General features: G+C 70.0%; 16 protein-coding genes. 8 read left to right on the forward strand and 8 right to left on the reverse strand.

Features of this window, described 5'->3' with window-relative positions; all coding sequences use genetic code 11:
* Window positions 1-488 precede the first annotated feature (488 nt).
* Window positions 489-2,474 (reverse strand): chromosomal replication initiator protein DnaA, encoded by a 1,986-nt coding sequence (gene dnaA, locus ACIRL2_RS25845; RefSeq protein ID WP_395867750.1) that lies wholly within the window; start codon window positions 2,472-2,474, stop codon window positions 489-491.
* A gap of 350 nt (window positions 2,475-2,824) precedes the next feature.
* Here dnaA and rpmH point away from each other — a divergent pair, with 350 nt between their 5' ends.
* The 8 genes from rpmH to ACIRL2_RS25885 all read left to right on the forward strand — a co-directional run bounded on the left by rpmH (window position 2,825) and on the right by ACIRL2_RS25885 (window position 8,841).
* The gene (gene rpmH, locus ACIRL2_RS25850) at window positions 2,825-2,962 is read left to right on the forward strand and encodes a 50S ribosomal protein L34 (RefSeq protein WP_010849920.1); all 138 of its coding nucleotides are present in this window, start codon (window positions 2,825-2,827) and stop codon (window positions 2,960-2,962) included.
* A 16-nt stretch (window positions 2,963-2,978) separates the two neighbouring features.
* A complete protein-coding gene (gene rnpA, locus ACIRL2_RS25855) occupies window positions 2,979-3,482 on the forward strand; it encodes a ribonuclease P protein component (protein ID WP_395867752.1) in 504 nt (167 codons plus the stop codon).
* Complete coding sequence (gene yidD / locus ACIRL2_RS25860; protein WP_020557146.1) at window positions 3,479-3,823, forward strand: membrane protein insertion efficiency factor YidD; 345 nt, start codon at window positions 3,479-3,481, stop codon at window positions 3,821-3,823. The genes rnpA and yidD overlap by 4 nt, the downstream gene beginning before the upstream one ends.
* 2 nt (window positions 3,824-3,825) lie before the next feature.
* Window positions 3,826-4,983, forward strand: a complete 1,158-nt coding sequence (gene yidC / locus ACIRL2_RS25865) for a membrane protein insertase YidC (RefSeq protein WP_395867754.1) — start codon at window positions 3,826-3,828, stop codon at window positions 4,981-4,983.
* Between the two features lie 68 nt (window positions 4,984-5,051).
* Entirely contained in the window at window positions 5,052-5,603 is a 552-nt protein-coding gene (locus tag ACIRL2_RS25870) for a protein jag (protein WP_395867756.1), read from the forward strand.
* Between the two features lie 82 nt (window positions 5,604-5,685).
* Entirely contained in the window at window positions 5,686-6,438 is a 753-nt protein-coding gene (rsmG, locus tag ACIRL2_RS25875) for a 16S rRNA (guanine(527)-N(7))-methyltransferase RsmG (RefSeq protein WP_395867963.1), read from the forward strand.
* 268 nt (window positions 6,439-6,706) lie between these two features.
* Window positions 6,707-7,639: a ParA family protein gene (locus ACIRL2_RS25880; protein ID WP_395867965.1), complete on the forward strand. Its 933-nt coding sequence runs from the start codon at window positions 6,707-6,709 to the stop codon at window positions 7,637-7,639.
* Window positions 7,636-8,841 carry a ParB/RepB/Spo0J family partition protein gene (locus tag ACIRL2_RS25885; protein ID WP_402234795.1) on the forward strand — a complete coding sequence of 402 codons (1,206 nt, stop codon included), beginning with the start codon at window positions 7,636-7,638 and terminating at the stop codon, window positions 8,839-8,841. Before ACIRL2_RS25880 ends, ACIRL2_RS25885 begins: the two co-directional genes overlap by 4 nt.
* Window positions 8,842-9,222: 381 nt before the next feature.
* On the opposite strand, the gene ACIRL2_RS25890 is transcribed toward ACIRL2_RS25885, so the two are convergent.
* The 7 genes from ACIRL2_RS25890 to murJ form a co-directional block, all read right to left on the reverse strand.
* Complete coding sequence (locus tag ACIRL2_RS25890; RefSeq protein ID WP_402234798.1) at window positions 9,223-10,401, reverse strand: N-acetylmuramoyl-L-alanine amidase; 1,179 nt, start codon at window positions 10,399-10,401, stop codon at window positions 9,223-9,225.
* Between the two features lie 238 nt (window positions 10,402-10,639).
* Complete coding sequence (gene trxA / locus ACIRL2_RS25895) at window positions 10,640-10,966, reverse strand: thioredoxin (RefSeq protein WP_395867763.1); 327 nt, start codon at window positions 10,964-10,966, stop codon at window positions 10,640-10,642.
* Between the two features lie 93 nt (window positions 10,967-11,059).
* Window positions 11,060-12,001, reverse strand: coding sequence for a thioredoxin-disulfide reductase (gene trxB, locus ACIRL2_RS25900; protein ID WP_402234800.1), 942 nt, complete (start codon window positions 11,999-12,001; stop codon window positions 11,060-11,062).
* 166 nt (window positions 12,002-12,167) lie between these two features.
* The gene (locus ACIRL2_RS25905) at window positions 12,168-13,109 is read right to left on the reverse strand and encodes an anti-sigma factor family protein (RefSeq protein WP_395867767.1); all 942 of its coding nucleotides are present in this window, start codon (window positions 13,107-13,109) and stop codon (window positions 12,168-12,170) included.
* Complete coding sequence (gene sigM / locus ACIRL2_RS25910; protein WP_395867769.1) at window positions 13,106-13,819, reverse strand: RNA polymerase sigma factor SigM; 714 nt, start codon at window positions 13,817-13,819, stop codon at window positions 13,106-13,108. Before sigM ends, ACIRL2_RS25905 begins: the two co-directional genes overlap by 4 nt.
* 84 nt (window positions 13,820-13,903) lie before the next feature.
* Complete coding sequence (locus tag ACIRL2_RS25915) at window positions 13,904-16,054, reverse strand: protein kinase family protein (protein WP_402234806.1); 2,151 nt, start codon at window positions 16,052-16,054, stop codon at window positions 13,904-13,906.
* Window positions 16,055-16,293: 239 nt separating this feature from the next.
* Window positions 16,294-18,954 (reverse strand): murein biosynthesis integral membrane protein MurJ, encoded by a 2,661-nt coding sequence (murJ, locus tag ACIRL2_RS25920; protein WP_402234809.1) that lies wholly within the window; start codon window positions 18,952-18,954, stop codon window positions 16,294-16,296.
* Between the last annotated feature and the right edge of the window lie 27 nt (window positions 18,955-18,981).

Genomic DNA, 18,981 nt, shown 5'->3' on the forward strand with positions numbered 1-18,981 from the left:
CCCAGCCGTACCCGTACTTGTCCCCAGTCAATCCCCAGGTTGAGGGCCACTTGTCCCCACCCTCTGCGGACGCCGCTCGGCACGGGATTCACCGTAAGGGGTGAAACCGGCCCGACTGTGGACAGATCCGTGGACAACCTGGGGACAAGCTCGGAATTTCGGTGGACGGGACGTGGACAACCAGACAACACAGCGGTGGACGACGCGCGAAGGAAAAGTTATCCACAGTCTGTGGAGGAATCCGCTCCACATCACCACAGGAACCTGACCTGCCGGCTCGCCGGCGTTTTCCCCAGGATCCCGGAGCCATTGTGGGGAACTCGACGGCAAACGCGTCATCCCCATGGTGTGGACGCCCAAGTCGGCGCCGATCGGTGGATAACTCGGCCTCCGTGGAGACGATGAGACGAAGGTCACATCGGACATGCGAAGGCCGGCGGCCCCGAAGGGGAACGCCGGCCGGTACGAAGCGGTCTCGAGACGCCGAATCAGCTCTTGATGCGGTTCGTCAACTCGGTCACCTGGTTGTAGATCGAGCGCCGCTCGGCCATCAACGAGCGGATCTTGCGGTCCGCGTGCATCACGGTCGTGTGGTCGCGCCCGCCGAACTGGGCCCCGATCTTGGGCAGCGACAGGTCGGTCAGCTCACGGCACAGATACATCGCGATCTGGCGCGCGGTGACCAGCACCCGGCTGCGCGAGGTGCCGCACAGGTCCTCGACGGACAGGCCGAAGTAGGCGGCGGTGTGCGCCATGATCGTGGTCGCCGTGATCTCCGGCCCCGCGCTGTCCGGGATCAGGTCCTTGAGCACGATCTCGGTGAGCTGCAGGTCCACCGGCTGGCGGTTCAGGCTGGCGAACGCGGTCACCCGGATCAGCGCGCCCTCCAACTCGCGGATGTTCCGGGAGATCTTGCTGGCGATGTACTCCAGTACGTCCGGCGGCGCGTTGAGCCCCTCCTGGATGGCCTTCTTGCGCAGGATCGCGATCCGGGTCTCCAACTCGGGCGGCTGCACGTCGGTCAACAACCCCCACTCGAACCGGTTGCGCAGTCGGTCCTCCAGCGTGACGAGCTGCTTGGGCGGCCGGTCCGAGGAGATGACGATCTGCTTGTTCGCGTTGTGCAGCGTGTTGAAGGTGTGGAAGAACTCCTCCTGCGTCTGTTCCTTGGTCTCCAGGAACTGGATGTCGTCCACAAGCAGCACATCGACATCGCGGTAACGCCGGCGGAAGCCGTCGGCCTTGCCGTCGCGGATCGAGTTGATGAATTCGTTGGTGAACTCCTCGGAGCTCACGTAGCGCACCCGGGTGCCCGGATACAGACTCTTCGCGTAGTGCCCGATCGCGTGCAGCAGGTGGGTCTTGCCCAGGCCCGACTCGCCGTAGATGAACAGCGGGTTGTACGCCTTCGCGGGCGCCTCGGCCACCGCCACCGCCGCCGCGTGTGCGAACCGGTTGCTGGACCCGATGACGAACGTCTCGAACAGGTACTTGGGGTTCAGCCGCGCGGCGGGTTCGTGTTCGACCACGCCGTGCTCGCGCCCGGTTCCGGGCCGGGCCAGCCGCAGCGGTCGCCCGCCGGGCACGTCGGCCGGTGGTACGGGCGGTGCCTGGTGGGGCGGCTGGGACTGCTGGGGCGGCTGCGAGGCGCCCGGCGGCTGCTCTCTGTCGCCGGATTGATGTGTCGAATTATCCACAAAGCTGTGGACGGACGGTGTGGAAAAGCCGGGCGGTCCGAACAGGTCCTCGCGATCCGCGAAGAGCGTTCCGTCGGACGGCGGAATTCCCGGATGATCCGAGGGGGCGCTCGGGCTGCCTCCGTACCCGTATTGATCACGAGAATCCCGCGGGTCGCGCGCGTCGCGCGGATCGCGGGTGTCCCGGGGCTCACGCGGCTCGCGGGGATCACGAAGATCCCGCTGCTCACGGCCGTCCCGACCGTCCCGGGGATCGCGCTGCTCGCGCGGGTCACGCTGATCCCGGTACGGTCCCGGCGCGTAGCGCTCGTGCGGGTAGTCCTGCTGGTACTGCGGCTCGGCGTACGGATCACGGTCCTGGCGATACGCCTGCTGGCCGTAAGGCTCCTGGGGGTAACCGTCGCGGCCGTAGCGGTCGCCGCCATAGGAGGAGCGTCCGTACGGGCCGGGGTTGTAGTCGTCGTGCCGGGGCGAGCGGTCGTGCCGCTCGGGCACCGGCTCGGGTTCGCCGGCTCCCGGCTCGACGCTGACCGCGAACCGGATCGGCCGGCCGAAACCGTGGCTCAACGCGTCCGTGACCACCTGGCGGAGCCGGGTCTCCAATACTTCCTTGGCGAACTCGTTCGGCACCGCCAGCAGCGCGGTGTCGGAGAAGAGGGTCAGCGGCTGCGTCCGCTGGAGCCATCCTTTGTCCTTGGCCGTGACCGAGTCGTCGGTGGCCAGTCGTTCCAGGAACCGTGCCCAGACTGCGGCGAGGTCGCTGGTGATGTCAGCCACAGTGCACGCTCTTTCATTGCATCGACGCAGGTCTCGGGAGGGCTCCCAGTGTCCCGGACCCCGGGAGCGAGCGCTCCGGTCCGACCCACCTGTTCACGGTAGTGGCGCCCGGTAACCTGCTCAACCCGTTGTCCACAGCCTGTGTACAGCCTGCTCGATACTGTGTTTTCGCAGGTGGGCGACGTGCCCCGGATCCCCCATTTGACCCCGTCGCCTATTGGTACGTACCGTGGGCCGGTCTAGTTGTCTGACGACCGCTGCCGCATGTCCGAGATCATGTCGATGCGGACGTACGGTGGTGGCCGGCGGTCTTTTCTGCCGGCCCACGATTCAAATCCTGGAGCCCCCGAGTGAGCAAGCGCACCTTCCAGCCGAACAACCGTCGCCGGGCGAAGACCCACGGGTTCCGGCTGCGCATGCGCACCCGTGCCGGTCGCGCCATCCTTGCTGCCCGTCGCCGCAAGGGCCGCGCGGAGCTTTCCGCCTGAGTTCGCGGATCTCTCCGTGCTGCCTGCCGATAACCGGCTGAGGCGGCGCGAGGACTTCGCGATCGCGGTTCGCCGCGGGCGTCGAGCCGGCCGTCCGAACCTGGTCGTCCACCTGCATCGCCAGGAGACGAGTGGGCTCGTGACGTCCGAACGCACCCCGGTGACCGCACGGCCGTCCGAGCCGGACACCCTGCGCCAATCTGTGGCAGAGGACCCGCACGCGGATGTGGAGCACGCTCCACCACCGCGTGCGGGTTTCGTCGTGAGCAAGGCTGTCGGCCCCGCGGTTGTCCGTAACGTCGTCAAGCGTCGGCTACGCCACCTCATACGCGATCGGATGGCCCTGCTCCCGGCAGGTAGCCTGGTCGTGGTACGGGCATTGCCACCTGCTGCCCAGGCGGAGCACTCCGCCCTGGCACGGGATCTGGACGCAGCGTTCGACCGGCTTCTGGGCCGGGCCGGGCGCCCTGTCGCGGTTCGCACGGACGGACCCGCGGCCAAGCCGGGAGCGACGGCGTGAAGTACCTGTTCATGGGGTTCATTCGGGTCTATCAGTGGACGATCAGCCCGATGCTGGGGCCGGTGTGTCGCTTCTACCCGTCGTGCTCGCATTATGGGTATGAGGCGATGTCCGTCCATGGCGCGTTCAAGGGCACCTACCTCACCGTGTGGCGCATCCTGCGCTGCAACCCCTGGAACTCTGGCGGTGTCGATCCTGTGCCGCCGCGCACACGCCGACCGTGGCGACTCCCCGAACGGAAGTCGCGCTCGGAGTCGGAGCCGCACGAGCGGCAGCAGACGTCCAGCACCGGCCGTACCGAGCCCGCGCCCGGTGCGAACACCACCGCCCGAGGAGCTTGACCGTGGGGATTCTTAACCCCCTATATACCGCCGTATCCTGGATCATCGTCCAATTCCACTCGTTGTTCAGCCCGATCTTCGGCAAGGACAGCGGTTGGTCCTGGGGCTTGTCCATCGTCTGCCTCGTGGTCGTCATCCGGATCTGCCTGATCCCGCTCTTCGTGAAGCAGATCAAGGCAACCCGCGGACTCCAGGCGCTGCAGCCGCGGATCAAGGAGGTCCAGAAGCGGTACAAGGACGACCGTGAGCGTCAGTCCCAGGAAATGATGAAGCTCTACAAGGAGACGGGTACCAACCCGCTCTCGAGCTGCCTTCCGATCCTGGTCCAGTCGCCGTTCTTCTTCGCCCTGTTCCACGTACTGCAGCGGATCTCGCAGAACCGCACGGTCGGTGTGATCGACCGTGACCTGGTGAACAGCGCGCAGCAGGCGCACATCTTCGGTGCGCCGATCGCCGCCAAGTTCACCGACTCGGCGGCTAAGATCGCCGGCCTCGGGGCCGACCTGACCACCGTGCGCATCGTCACCATCGTGATGATCGTGCTGATGTCCGGGTCGCAGTTCTTCACTCAGCGCCAGCTGATGACGAAGAACACCGACCCCGCTTCGCTCGTGGGCAACCCGTTCGCGAAGCAGCAGAAGCTGATGATGTACGCGTTCCCGATCATGTTCGCGGTCTTCGGCATCAACTTCCCGGTCGGTGTGCTCGTCTACTGGCTGACCACCAACGTGTGGACGATGGGCCAGCAGCTCTTCGTGATCAACCGCAACCCCACCCCGGGCAGCCCGGCGTTCAAGGTGCGGCAGGAGAAGCTCGCGGAGAAGGCGCGCAAGCAGGGCAAGGTGCTGCTTCCCGACGGCAAGGTGATGGACGCCGCCGAGTACGAGGCCCAGCAGGCCGAGCTCAAGGCCCAGGCCGCCCGGCGCCAGCAGCCCACCAGGCTCACCAAGTCGCAGCGCAAGGCCCGGGCTCGGGAGGACGCGGAAGCGGCGGGCAAGGACGCCGAGGAGACCTCGGAAGCCGGTACCGCGGCGAGCAACGGCACCGCCCGGTCGAACGGCTCGGTCAAGGGCTCGACCGCGCGGACCCCGCACTCCGGTGCGCGTAACGCCGGCCCGCGCAAGCAGACCCAGAGCCGGAAGCATCCGAGGAAGAAGTGACCACCCTCGAAGGGCCGGCCGCCGCCCACCCCAACGACTCGCTCACTCGTCCACAAAGGAGTTCCCCTGTGACGGAAGGCACGACCCCCGCCGTCGACTCACCCGCCGCCTCGCGTCGGATCACGCTCACCGCGGAGGAGATCAGCCGTCTGGAGCAGGAGGGCGAGATCGCCGCGGACTACCTGGAGGCCCTGCTCGACATCGCCGACCTCGACGGCGACATCGACATGGACGTCGAGGGCGGGCGCGCGTCGGTCTCGGTGATCGCCGGGGACGAGAGCGAATCCTCCGGCGCAGACCTCAAGCGTCTGGTCGGCCGCGACGGTGAGGTCCTGGAGGCTCTCCAGGAGCTGACCCGGCTGGCGGTTCACCGGGAGACCGGCGAGCGCAGCCGGCTGATGCTCGACGTGGACGGGTTCCGTGCCGCCAAGCGGGCGAACCTGGCGGAGATCGCCACCGAGGCGGTGGCAGAGGTCAAGGCTGCGGGTACCTCTCTCAAGCTCAAGCCGATGACCCCGTTCGAGCGCAAGGTCGTGCACGACACCGTCGCGGAGGCCGGACTGCGCAGCGAGTCGGAGGGCGAGGAGCCCAATCGCTGCGTCGTCGTCCTGCCCGCCTGATCGGGTCCACGGATCCGTTTCCGCAAACCGTCGCGCCGGCCCCACCTGCATCACAGGTGGGGCCGGCGCCGTTCCTGGGATGATGTTCCACGTGAAACGTCAGGACGACACGACCCCCGATCCGCCGGTGGACGAGCGCGCGCCCGAGGCGCCGGAGGCGGCAGGCCGCCTCTTCGGTGCCAACCTGGACCGCGCGATTCGCTATGCCGATCTGCTGGCCGGGCCCGGTGTACGCCGGGGCATGGTCGGCCCACGCGAAGTCGGCCGGCTCTGGGAGCGGCACCTGCTCAACTGCGGGGTGGTCGCCGAATTGATCGCGGAGAACGCGATCGTGCACGACGTCGGTTCGGGCGGTGGCCTGCCGGGCATCCCGCTCGCGCTGGTCCGACCGGACCTGCGGATCACCCTCGTCGAGCCGTTGTTGCGGCGCACCACGTTCCTCGACGAGGTGGTCGAGGAACTCGGCCTGGACAACGTCGAGGTGTTGCGCGGCCGCGCCGAGGAACTGCGCGGCCGTACCGCCGCCGACGTGGTCACCGCGCGCGCCGTCGCGCCGTTGGCCAAGCTGGCCGGGTGGGGGCTGCCGCTGCTCGGTTCGGGCGGCGAGATGCTCGCACTCAAGGGCGACTCGGCGGCCGAGGAACTGTTGGAGTCCGAGGCGGACCTGCGCAAGCTCGGCGCGGTCTCGTGGCGGGTCGAGCACGCCGGGGCCGGGATCGTCGATCCGCTGACCACCGTCGTGCGGGTGCGGATCGGCACCGTGTCGGCCAAGGAGTCCAAGACGACGAAGGCGCGGCGGGCCGCGAAGACGACCAGGCGGCGTCCCGGGAAGTAGTCCGTCCCCGGGTTGGGCCGGACGGCTGAAACGCCGTTCCTGCCCGCTCGGGGTGTGTCGTGAGCGTGCTCCCACCGCGATACCCGAGATCGTGTTTCACGTGAAACGCCTTCCGTGGAAACGCTTCTACTCACCTGAGGCGCGCCGGAACGTGACACCCTCTGAGGGTGCCGCCGCAGTGCGTGGTCATTCCGTCGGCCCGAGTTCCCATGTCGCCGCGGCAGGAGAGGAGAGTGGACCGTTGCCGTCCGAGTACCCGACAGCCTCGATGCCGGCGCCCCGAGTGGGTGCCCCCATCGACGTTTCACGTGAAACAGAGGCGCCCGGTATCGAAGACACACCCATCGCCCGAGCGGCCAGACAGGCCGTCGAGACGATGGGCCGTGCTTCGGAGGGGCTTCCCCGCCCGGAGCGCACCCGGGTCATGGTGGTCGCGAACCAGAAGGGTGGCGTCGGCAAGACCACGTCGACCGTGAACCTCGCGGCGGCGCTGGCCATGCACGGTGCCCGTGTCCTGGTGATAGACCTCGACCCGCAGGGCAACGCCTCCACCGCGCTCGGGGTGGACCATCACGCGGGCACGCCGTCGATCTACGAGGTGCTGGTCGAGGGCCGCGACCTGGCCGAGGTCGTCCAGCCCGTGCGCGACGTCGAGGGCCTGTTCTGTGCGCCGGCCACGATCGACCTCGCCGGCGCCGAGATCGAACTCGTCTCGCTGGTCGCTCGGGAGAGCCGGCTGCAACGCGCGATCGCGGCGTACGAGCAGCCGTTGGACTACATCCTGATCGACTGCCCGCCGTCGCTCGGCCTGTTGACCGTGAACGCGCTCGTGGCCGGTGCCGAGGTGGTCATCCCGATCCAGTGCGAGTACTACGCGCTGGAGGGCCTCGGGCAGTTGTTGCGGAACGTGGAACTGGTCCGGGCGCACCTGAACCCGAACCTGGCGGTGTCGACGATCCTGCTCACCATGTACGACGCCCGGACGCGGCTGGCCTCCCAGGTGGCCCAGGAGGTGCGCGACCACTTCCCGGACGAGGTGTTGCCCACCGCGATTCCGCGTTCGGTGCGCATCTCCGAGGCACCCAGCTACGGGCAGACCGTGATGACCTACGACCCGGGTTCCACCGGGGCGTTGTCGTATCTTGAAGCGGCTCGGGAGATGGCGCTGCGCGGCGTGGCGAAGGCGAAGGAGGAAGTATGAGCGGGCAACGCAGGGGATTGGGCAAGGGGCTCGGATCGCTCATCCCCCCTCGACCGTTGCAGCCCTCGTCCTCCGCTGCGGCGACCCTGCGCAAGATGGCGGAGATAGCGACGGACGAGTCGGCGCTGTCGCCGACGTCGGTCCCGGTGCAGGATTCACCGAAGACCGAACCCGCGCCCGCCGCCGCGCTGTACGCCGAGTTGTTGCTCGATCTGATCGTGCCGAACTCCCGCCAGCCGCGTGAGGTGTTCCACGAGGACGCGATGGCCGAGCTGGTCCAGTCGATCCGGGAAGTGGGCGTCCTCCAGCCGGTCGTGGTTCGGGCGACCGCCGAGGGCACCTACGAGCTGGTGATGGGCGAGCGGCGGTGGCGGGCCTGCCGCAAGGCCGGGCTGACCCACATCCCGGCGATCGTCCGGGTGACCGACGACGACAAGCTGCTGCTCGACGCGCTTCTGGAGAACCTGCACCGCTCCGAGCTCAACCCGCTGGAAGAGGCGCTGGCCTACCAGCAGTTGTTGGAGGAGTTCGACTGCAAGCAGGAGGAGCTGGCCGACCGGATCGGTCGCTCGCGTCCGCATCTGACCAACACGATGCGGCTGTTGAAGTTGCCGGTGGAGGTCCGCTCCAAGGTCGCGGCCGGCACGTTGCTCGCCGGTCACGCGCGGGCGTTGTTGGCGCTGGAGGATCGACCCGACGAACTGACCAAGCTTGCCAAGCGGATCATCGCCGAGGGCATGACCGTGCGGACGGTCGAGGAGATCGCCCGCTCGATCAACAACGAGGGTCCGGCCAAGTCCAAGGCGCACAAGCCGCGTGCCGGTCGGATCGTCGCGCCCGCGTTGAACCATCTCGCGGACCGGCTCAAGAACCGCTTCGAGACGGAGGTGAAGGTCGTCCTCGGGCAGAAGAAGGGGAAGATCGTCGTCGAGTTCGCCTCGATCGAGGACCTGGAGCGCATCCTCGCCTCGATGGCACCCGGCGAGGGCGACCACTTCGCCAAGCGGCTGTCCGAGCCGGAACTGCCCGGTCAGACCGGGCCCGTTCGGGCCGGCGCGGCTTCGGCGGACGCGGCGGACGTGGACGCGGTGGCGGTGACGCCGGTGGACGTGGACCCGGTGGACGTGGACCCGGAGGACGCGGACCGGGAGGCGGATTCGACGTCCGCAGCCGGCACGGAAACCTCGTTGCTCGTCCCGTAGTCGGCAAAGGAACGCGGGAAGGGGCCCTCGGTCGTTGACCGAGGGCCCCTTCCTTGCTTGTGTTTCACGTGAAACGTGTCGTCCGGCCCGCCGTGCGCGGTGTCACTGTTCGCGCCGCGTTTCACGTGAAACGCGGCACCACCCGTGGAGGGGCGATGAGATCGATGCGCTGGGTCGTCGCAGGTCTCGGAGTGGGTGCCGTCGGCGGATTCGTCGGCGGGCTGCTCGCCGGGTCGCCGCGTCCGCGAGGGCCGGTCCCGACGCCGTGGACGCCGGACGGGCCCGTGATCCCGGTCCACGCGCTGCCGCGGGGTTCACGCCGGCCGGTGGATCCGGTCGTACCCGAGGACCCGACGTGCGATCGGGCGAAGGCCGATCGGCTCAGGTGAAGACGGGCAGCCGCAACATCCCCGTGGGGACGTCCTCCTCCGGCGGCAGGTAGAGCCGCTGGAGCGCCACCACCACCGACTCGGCGGCGTGGTCGCGGAATTCCGACGAGGCCAGTCGGGCCGCGTCCTCCGCGTTGGTGAGGTAGCCCACCTCGATCCGTACGGCGGGCATCCTGGTGCGCCGCAGCAGCGTCCACGCCTTCCCGTGCGTGCGGCCGTCCACCATGCCGGTGCGCGCCACGAGTTCGCGCTGGACCAGGCTCGCGAAGTGCTCCCCGGTCGGCGAGCGCCGCCCGTACCGGTCGCTGCCGCTGCCGTAGTAGTACGAGGAGACGCCCGCGGCGCGCGGACTCTCGTTGCGGTCCGCGTGCAGGGATATGACCAGGTCCGCGTCCGTGGCGTTGGCGAAGGCCGCGCGATCCTCCTCGCCGATGCCGTCGGAGTCCAGGCCTCGGGTGAGGTACGCCTGCACGCCCAGGGCGGACAGCCGGCCCTCCAGCCGCCGGGCGAGGTCCCAGACGATCTCGGCCTCGGTCAGCCCGTGCGCCGTCACGCCCTGATCCGTGCCGCCGTGGCCCGGGTCGATGACCACGGTCTTGCCGGCCAGCGAGGGGCCGGAGCGGTGCAGCAGCTCCGACTCGCGCATCGCGTGCGGTTGGCCGCCGACGACCGTGCGCGCGAGCCGGTCGAGGGCTCGGAACGTGGCCGGTCCGCACGTACCGTCCGCGCCGAGTCCGTAGTTGCGCTGGAATTCGCGCAGGGCGCGCTCGGTGGCCGGGCCCAGGATGCCGTCCACCCGGCCGCAGTCGAAGCCCATGTCGAGCAGTCGCTGTTGCAGGGTGGCCACGTCGTCCCCGACCGTCGGGTGACCGATCGAGTAGGACAACATGCGGTCGCCCAGGCGCCACCGTGCCTCGTCGAGGTGACGGTAGGTCTCCGGGCCGACGACGCCGTCCACGGTCATCGCGCGCTGCTGCTGGAAATGCCGGACGGCCAGGTCCACGGAATCGTCGAACACCGCGTCCGCGTAGCCGCCGTGGCCGTCCGTGTCGCCGGTGCCGTGGACGGCGTGGGCACCGGCGGGCAGGAGGCCGAGCAGCACCAGTTTGGACCTGATCTCGGCCACTGCGGGGCCGGTGTCACCGCGTCGGTACCGCCGCTGCATGGTCATGGAAAGGAGTCCTCCCGAGTTTTGACGCAACACTCGATCGTACGCGCGCATTCGGCCGTTCCCGTACCGGAGCGGGGCTCTCGGGGCCCGGATTCCGGCTCGAGCGGGCGGGGTGTGCGGCTCGCGTTCGCCGCCCACCCGCCGGTCGACGGTACGCCCTGACACGCACGAGGGGCGCTTCCCGGTTCCGGGAAGCGCCCCTCGTGTGCCGTGCGGCCGGTGCGTGGAACGCGTCGGCTCAGACGTACTCGGCAAGCTCCTTGAGCAGCATCGACTTCGGCTTCGCGCCGACGATCGTCTTGACGATCTCGCCGCCCTTGAACACGTGCAGGGTCGGGATCGACATCACGCCGTAGCGGGTGGTGATCTCCGGGTTCTGGTCGATGTTCAGCTTCGCGACGGTGAGCTTGTCGGCGTTCTCCTCCGCGATCTGCTCCAGGGCGGGGGCGATCTGGCGGCACGGGCCGCACCACTCGGCCCAGAAGTCGACGAGCACGGCCTTGTCGCTCATCAGGACGTCGGTGTCGAAGGTCTTGTCGGTGACGGTGGTGGTGGCCCCGGCCATGGTTGCTCCTCGGTGTGCTCGGGTGGCGGTCTGCTCGGGTGGCTTGTGCTCGACTGCGGGAAGGCGGAACGAAAACCGCCGGACGGGTGTGCCTCAGGCGTCGTCGGCGAGCGAGGCGAGGTAGCGCTCGGCGTCGAGGGCGGCGGCACATCCGGTGCCGGCCGCGGTGATCGCCTGTCGGTAGGTGTGGTCCACGACATCGCCCGCCGCGAAGACACCGGTGAGGTTGGTGTGCGTGGTCGGCGCGTCGACCCTGATGTAGCCCTCGGCGTCCAACTCGATCTGGTCCTTCAGCAATTCGGTGCGCGGGTCGTGGCCGACCGCGATGAACAGACCGGTCACCGCCAGGTCGCGCAATTCACCGGTCACCGTGTCGCGCAGCTTGACGCCGGTGAGCTTGCCGTCGCCCACGATCTCGGCGACCTCGCTGTTCCACGCGAAGGAGATCTTCTCGTCGGCGAACGCGCGGTGCTGCATCGCCTTGCTCGCCCGCAGTTCGTCCCGGCGGTGGATCACCGTCACCGAGCGGGCGAAGCGGGAGAGGAACGTGGCCTCCTCGATCGCCGAGTCGCCACCGCCGACCACGGCGATGTCCTGGTCCCGGAAGAAGAAGCCGTCGCAGGTGGCACACCAGGAGACGCCCCGACCGGACAGCGCGTCCTCGTTGGGCAGGTTGAGCTTGCGGTACGCGGACCCCGTCGCCAGGATCACCGCGTGCGCCTTGTGCACGGTCCCCGCGCCGTCCGTGACGGTCTTGACGTCGCCGGTCAGGTCGACGGCCACGACATCGTCGGGGATCAGCTCGGCGCCGAAGCGCTCGGCCTGCTTGCGCATGTTGTCCATCAGGTCCGGACCCATGATGCCGTCCGGCCAGCCGGGGAAGTTCTCGACCTCGGTGGTGTTCATCAGCGCGCCGCCCGCAGTGACGGCGCCTTCGAAGACCAGCGGCTTCAGGTCCGCGCGTGCTGCGTAGACGGCGGCCGTGTACCCGGTCGGACCCGATCCGATGATGATCACGTTGCGGACGTCGCTCACGCTGAGCCTTTCCTGGTTCCTTGTCGAGCCTCGTGCCGGTGACCGGCGTCGGCTGTGCGGGTCTGCGAGCCCCGCGCCCCGATGAGATGCGGTGTCTCGTTCGACAACGGATCCTAGGTGCGCACCATTCCCGGGTCCCAACGCCGCGGGCGCGGCGTGCCGGGGATCACCCTCGGGCGACCTCGGTGCTCAGCAGTACCGAGCCCGCGAACGTGCTCGAAGGCGCCGCCGAGTGCGCTCGGGTGCAGGACGAGTCCACGATGACCACCTTGACCCGGCCGGCGTTCGAGCCGTCCAGGACCACCACCCAGGCCGGGACGCCGGCATAGGTACCGGTGTCGACGGCCAGCGCTCGCGCCGCGTTCGGGCCGACCGCGGTCGCGACGCACCCGGGCAGTTCCCGGGTCGGCGGGACGGTGCCGCGGCGGAGCAGTTGCGAGATCTGTTGCGGCAGTCCGGCGGCGGTGTACTCGCGGGGCGCGGCGATGGACGGCTTCTCCAGGCTCGGCGCCTGTTCCTCGGACTTCGCGCCCGGTTGGTCGCCGGCCTTGGCGCTCGCCCCGGCCCCGCCCTGGGGCGCGGACACGGCGGAGTTGTCCCTGGCGGCGGCGGGGCGGCCGGACGAGTCGCGGTCCTCACCACCGGTGCCGACCACGACCGTGACGCCGAGGGCCACCGCGGCCACGGCGGCCGCCGCGAGCAGCAGCGGACCGCGCCGGCGCCGCCGGCGGGCGGAGTCGAGCCGGACGACGTTGTCGTCGCCGGCCCCGGTCCGGGCGTCGGCCGGGGCGGACGGCGGGACCGGAGCAACCGGGGTCGGCAGGGCGAAGAGTTCCGCGGTGGGGATCCCCACCGAGGGTGCCTCGGCGGGTCGCGGCGGCGGGAGCGCGGCCAGAGCGAGCGCCTGGTCGATCCGCGTGATCACGTCGGCCGGCATCGGTTCGGGGGGTTGACCGCCGAGCAACTCGCGGACCTCCGCGAGCGCGTCCCGGGTGTCGCGGCACTCGGCGCACTCGGCGAGGTGCGCGTCCAGGGCGGCCGCGCGCTCCGGGGTGAGCAGTCCTTCGACGAGGTCGGACAGCACCTCGACGTCGATGTGCTCGCTCATCGTGCGCCACCTCCCTCCATGCTCGTGCCACCCGTGTCGGGGGTCGGACCGCCGGCTCTCGGGCGGCCGTCCGTCGATGGGACGGATTGTCCGGCTCCGGGGTTCCCGTGTGCCCGATCCGCCCCGGGTGGTCCGGCCTCGCGCAGGTGCCGCACCAGCGGCAGCAGCTTGGCCCGGCCCCGGGCGCAGCGGCTCTTGATGGTGCCCGACGCGACCTGGAGGATCCGGGCCGCCTCCTCGACGGGATAGCCCTCCATGTCCACCAGCACCAGCGCGGCGCGCTGTTCGGCCGGCAGCGTGGCCAACGCGGCGAGCACCGCCGCTCGGGTCTCGCCGCGAATCGCCGGATCCTCGTGCACGGGCGCGGGCAGTCGCTGGTCGAGATCCTCGGGCAGCGGTACGGCCGGCCGGGCGGCCTTGCGCCGGGCCCGGTCCAGGCAGGCGTTCACCACGATCCGGTGCAGCCACGTCGTGACGGCCGAACGGCCCTCGAACCGACCCGCGGCACGGTACGCGGAAACCAGGGCGTCCTGGAGGGCGTCAGCGGCTTCCTCGCGGTCTCCCAAGGTGCGCAGGGCCACCGCCCACAGCCGGTCGCGGTGTCGGCGGACGAGTTCGCCGAACGCGTCGGGGTCGCCGCCGCCGTGCCGGGAGAGCAGATCGGCGTCGGTGACGTCCGCGTATGCCGATCCGGTCTGCTCGGTGCCCACTGCCTACCTCCCCCTGTGCCGGGATCATCCTGGCACGGGCCGGCCACCGGTTGGCGAGGGGTTCGCCTCGATCGTCGCGACGGGTCAGCCGAGCGTGGTGAAGGTGACCTCGCGCCAGGCGTTCTGGTAGCCGGCGTTGTAGATCTGGTAGTCGCCGACACTCGCCTCGACCTTGGGCATCGCGGTCATCACCAGCAGGACGTACTGCGCCTTCACGGGCTTGGCCGCGGTGATCCTCAGGGTGTTCTCGGAGGTCGACGCCTGGCCGACCTCGACCCGGAACGCGCTTTCGGAGGTGGGCATCGACTTCGCGTCGGGCGCCGCCATCAGCTTCATGTCGGTGCGCGGTCCGCCCGCGCCGAGTTGGATCTCGACGCTCTGGATCTCGTGCACCGCGCCCAGGTCGTAGACGATGCCGTAACCCTTGCGGTTGTAGGTGATCGCCGGGCCGTCGACCATGTAGTTCGTGCGCCAGTAGGTCGCGGGGTTCCCGTCGATGGTCAGCTTCGCGGCGTCCGCCTGGGTCGGCGAACCGCCGCCGATGGAGATCTCCCGGGCGTTCTTGGGCGTCGACGTGACCGGAGTCGGGGCCGCGGTGCTCGGCGGCGGGACCGACGACGAGGTGCCCCCCTGCGGCTTCAACGGGTCCTCCTTCTTCTCCCCGTCGCCCAGATGGCTGGCCACCTGCCAGGTCACCAACACGATCGCGAGTACCACCAGTACCGCGACCGCGCCCTTGACCGTCGCGCCGAACCGGCCGCCCAGCGGCGGCGGTGGCGCGATCGGAGGTCGGACCGAGCCGTTCGAGCCGCCGCCGTAGCCGGCCGAGGTGTAGACGGTCCGGGTCGGCGTCGGCGTGTAGACGGGGTACTCGTCCTGCTCCGGGCCGCCGACGATCTCGCCCTGCTCGGGCGGATGGATCTCCGGGATCGCGGCGATCGCCGCGGAGAGTTCGCCCGGAGTCTCGAACGCCGGGTCGTGCTTGACCTCGTGGCCGAGCGCGCGCATCGCCAGCGCGGCCAGCGTGTCGTCCACACCGGCCCGGATCTGGCCGGGTGCGCACAGCTTGCCGCCGGTGAACGGCGCGGCCTGGAGCCCGTATTCGGTGCCGTCGACCCAACGCCGGGTCAGCGCCGCGTACATCAGCATGCCGACCGCGTGGGTGTCGTCGCGGGCCGCGTCGGTGGTGTCGTGGCCGTACAGGGCGGCCTCGACGGCCAGGCCGACGATCTTGTACTGGCCGGTGTGCATGCGCAGCACGTTCTCCGGCGTCAGGCGCAGGTGGGAGAGGCCGGCCCGGTGGGCGACGGACATCGCCTGGGCGACCGCGCGGGAGAGTTCGTAGACCTCGTGCGGCGGCAGCGGCGCGCTCTCGAAGACCTTGGTGAGGTTGTCCGCGTCGGGCAGCCACTCCTTCACCACGTAGATCAGGCCGTCCTGTTGGGCGCAGTCGAGCACCTGGACGAAGCGCGGGTCGCCCATCAGCGCGGCGGCGCGGGCGGCGGCGATCACGGCGCGGCCGTGCTCTCCTCCGGCGGGCACGATGTGCACGCCCACCGCGCGCCGCAGCTTCTCGTCGACGGCGCGCCAGGTCTCGCTGCGGCCGTTCTGGGAGAGGCGGTGTTCGAGCCGGTAGCGGTCGGCCAGTCGGGTGCCCCGGCTGACGGCGACCCGGGGCGGCGCCGGTTCCGGGGCGGGATCCGGCGCGTCCGCCGCGGCGTCCACGCCGGTGCGCGGGGTGGCGGGCTCGGTCTCGCTCGGCTTCGCGGTCGCGGTGTCGTCGGGCGTGGGGTCCGCGGCCGTGGTCTCGGCCCTCGCGGGTTTGCGCTTCGCCCGTTTGTGGGTGACCGGTTCGTCCTCGACGGGCGCGTCCGGTGCGGGTGTGGCGGAGGCGGGCGTGGCTTCGGCGGCGGGGAGCTCCGCGGCGGGTGCGTCCGCGGTCTCGGGCGAATCGCCCTTCCCGGCGCCGCCGTTCGCTGATGCGGTGACCGCGCCGGCCTCGGCCGCGACTTCCTCGACCGAATCGGATTCGGGCTCGGTACCGACGGGCAGAACCGTGGTGGTGTTTCCGGAGACCTTGCCGTCCGAACCGACCGGATTGTCCGACGATGTATCAGAAGCCTTTGTCGGTACGGGGTTTGCCTCGTCCGTCGCTAGGTCGACGGATCCTGCGGTTCGGTCCGTCACCTCGGCCTCATCCTCCTCGTCGGCGTACTCATCGTAGAGGTGAGCCATCTCCGGCCGTTGGCCAGGGACGACCTCCACACAACATGAGACTCCCGGACCGCGTCTCGGGTTGCCTCGTCACAAGATCCGAAAGGAAACCGAGACCGGCGTATCGGGAGCTTTACCCCGGTTCAGGCGCACGGCACACCCTCACTCGCCCATGGTGGTACATCCCCCACGGATCCGCCCGCCGAATTCCCGGTGGGGGATTCGGCGGGCGGATGTAGACACTCCGGACGGGCTCGCGGTCAGCGGCCGAGGCGACCCTTGATCATCCCGGTCATCGCGCTCATCTCCTCGACCCGCATCCGGTTCGCCGCGATGAAGAAGACCACGAACATGGTCACGATGCCCGCGCCCACGGCGATCGCCGAGCCACCCATCGCCGAGCCGAAGTGGCCGGTGCACATCCGGGCCACGAAGAACGCCGCGGCGCCGCCGATCCCGGCGGCGATCAGCAGCCGGGTGTACGTCCGGGTCACCCGTCGGCCGTCCAGGTCGCCGAGTCGTTTCTTGAGCCGCTGCGCGGCCAGCACCACGCCCACGAGGTAGGCGAGGCTGTAGCCGCCCGCGATGCCGACACCGGCCCACTTGGTGGGCAGCGCGATGAACGCCAGGCCCGCGAACGCGGCCTGGGCGCCCGCGATCCAGACCGTGTTCAGGAACGGCGTGCGGGTGTCCTCGTACACGTAGAACCCGCGCAGCAATACGTACTGCGCCGAGTACGGGATCAGGCCCAGGCCCAGCGCCATCAGCATGTAGCCGATCCAGTGCGCGCTCTGTTCGCCGGTCGGGGCGAAGATGAAGCCGCCGATGTCCCGGCCCAGCGCCACGAAGATCGCCGCGCACGGGATCATCGCCACCGCCGACAGGCGCAATCCGGAGGAGATGTCGCCGCGCACGCTGGCCAGGTCGCCGTCGGCGGCGGCCCGGCTCATCCGCGGCAACATCGCGGTCATCACCGACACGGTGATCACCGCCTGCGGCAACTGCCAGATCAGCAGTGCGCTGCTGTACGCGGTGAAGCCGACGCCGTACTGGATGTTCTCGTCCCGGGCGTTGACGTCGATCGCGGTCGCGAGCTGGGTCACCACCAGGTAGCCGGCCTGGTTCGCGAGCACGAACAGGAACGTCCACTTGGCCAGTCCGAGCGCCTTGCCCATCCCCGAGCCGCGCCAGTCGAACCGGGGCCGGAAGCGGAACCGGGCGGCCTTCAGATACGGGACCATCGCCATCGACTGCACGATCATCCCGAGCAGCGTGCCCAGGCCGAGCAGCCGGATCTCGTCCGGGGTGATGGTGTCCGAGTTCTGCCCGGTGTTCTTCGCGGTGCCGGCGACCCAGATGTAGAGGCCGAACGTGGCGATGATGACGATGTTGTTCAGGACCGGGGTCCACATCATCGGGCCGTAGCGCTCGCGCGCGTTGAGGATCTGCCCGAACAGCACGTGCAGACCCATGAAGAAGATGATCGGCAGGCAGTAGCGGGCGAAGGTGATCGCCAGCTCGTAGTCCTGATGGTGTTTGGCGAGCGAGTTCGCGAAGGCCCGGATCAGCAGCGGCGCGCCCAGCCAGGCGATCACCACCAGCCCCGCCAGCACCGTCATGACCAGGGTGAGCAGACGGTTCGCGTACGCCTCGCCGCCGTCGTCGTCCTGGCGCATCGCGCGCACCAGCTGGGGGACGAAGACCGCGTTCAGCGCGCCGCCGCCGACCAGGATGTACAACAGCGTCGGCATCGTGTTGGCGACGTTGTAGGTGTTCGCCAGGATCGCCGTGCCCAGGGCCGCCGCGGCGACCAGGTTGCGCACGAAGCCGGTCATCCGGGACACGATCGTGCCCGCCGCCATCACGGCGGAGGATCGCATTATCCCGCCGAGCTTGCTGCCCTTCTTGCCTTCGCCGCCGACCGGGATGCCGGCCATGCGCTCCTCGGCGCCCGAGCCGGGCATCCGGTAGACGGGCGACGTGGACGGGTTCAGCGGCACCGGCGGGGCGTCCAGGACCGCGCTCGCGGACATCGACGCGGCCGCGGCCTCGGCCCGGTGCTGGGTCTCGTAGCGCTGGTAGGCCTCGGTGTAGGAGGGCATGCCCGCGATGTCGCCGGCGAGGCCGAGGTTGATGCCGGTCAGCGTCTGGTCCATCAGCCAGCCGCCCGGTCGGTCGTAGTCGCCCCAGCCGCCCTGCCCCTGCTGCGGGCTCGGCTGCTGCGGGACGTACGCCTGCTGGTGCACCGGCTGCTGGTGCGCCTGCTGCTGATGGGGCTGCTGGTGCGGCTGCTGTGGGGGGTAGTTCTGGGCCGGTGGGACCTGGTGCTGCTGCTGGTACGGGTCGCCCGAGCCGTAACCGCCGCCGTACTGCTGGGCCTGGTGCGGCTGCCCGCCCTGCCCGGACGGGTCGTACGGCGGGGACGGGTCGTAGTACTGCGGGGCCTCCGGTGTGAAGAGCTCGTCCACGCCCACGTACGGGTCGTTCGCCGGCGGATCGCTCAACTCGTCCCGGAACCACGCGCCGCCGCCGTCCTGGGCGGCCTGCTGCGGGGACTGCTGCTGCGCGTACGGGTCGTAGCCGCCCTGACCCGACCCGGAGCCGTACGGATCCCCGTAGACCGGTTCGGGCCCGCCGCCGTAGCCGCCCTGGCCCGGATAGCCGCCCTGCTGCGGATAGGGCTGCTCGCCGTACCCCGGCTGTGGCGCGTTGGGGTCGTGGTAGCCAGGGTCGCCCGGCTGCGCGTACGGATCGTGCGGCTGCGCGGCGTAGGGATCGGCCGGCTGTCCGTACGGGTCGACGTACTGCTGCAGGTACGGGTCGGCGGGCGGCCGACCCCGGTAGGGATCGTCGTGCGCGCCGTCGTCCGGCTCGGCGGAGCCGCCGGTGTACGGCTGACGTTCGTCGCTCCGGTCGCTCATGCGGGCGGGCCCTCGTCTTCTCGGTCA

Source organism: Embleya sp. NPDC127516, from assembly GCF_044765325.1.
In the GTDB taxonomy this organism is placed as follows: domain Bacteria; phylum Actinomycetota; class Actinomycetes; order Streptomycetales; family Streptomycetaceae; genus Embleya.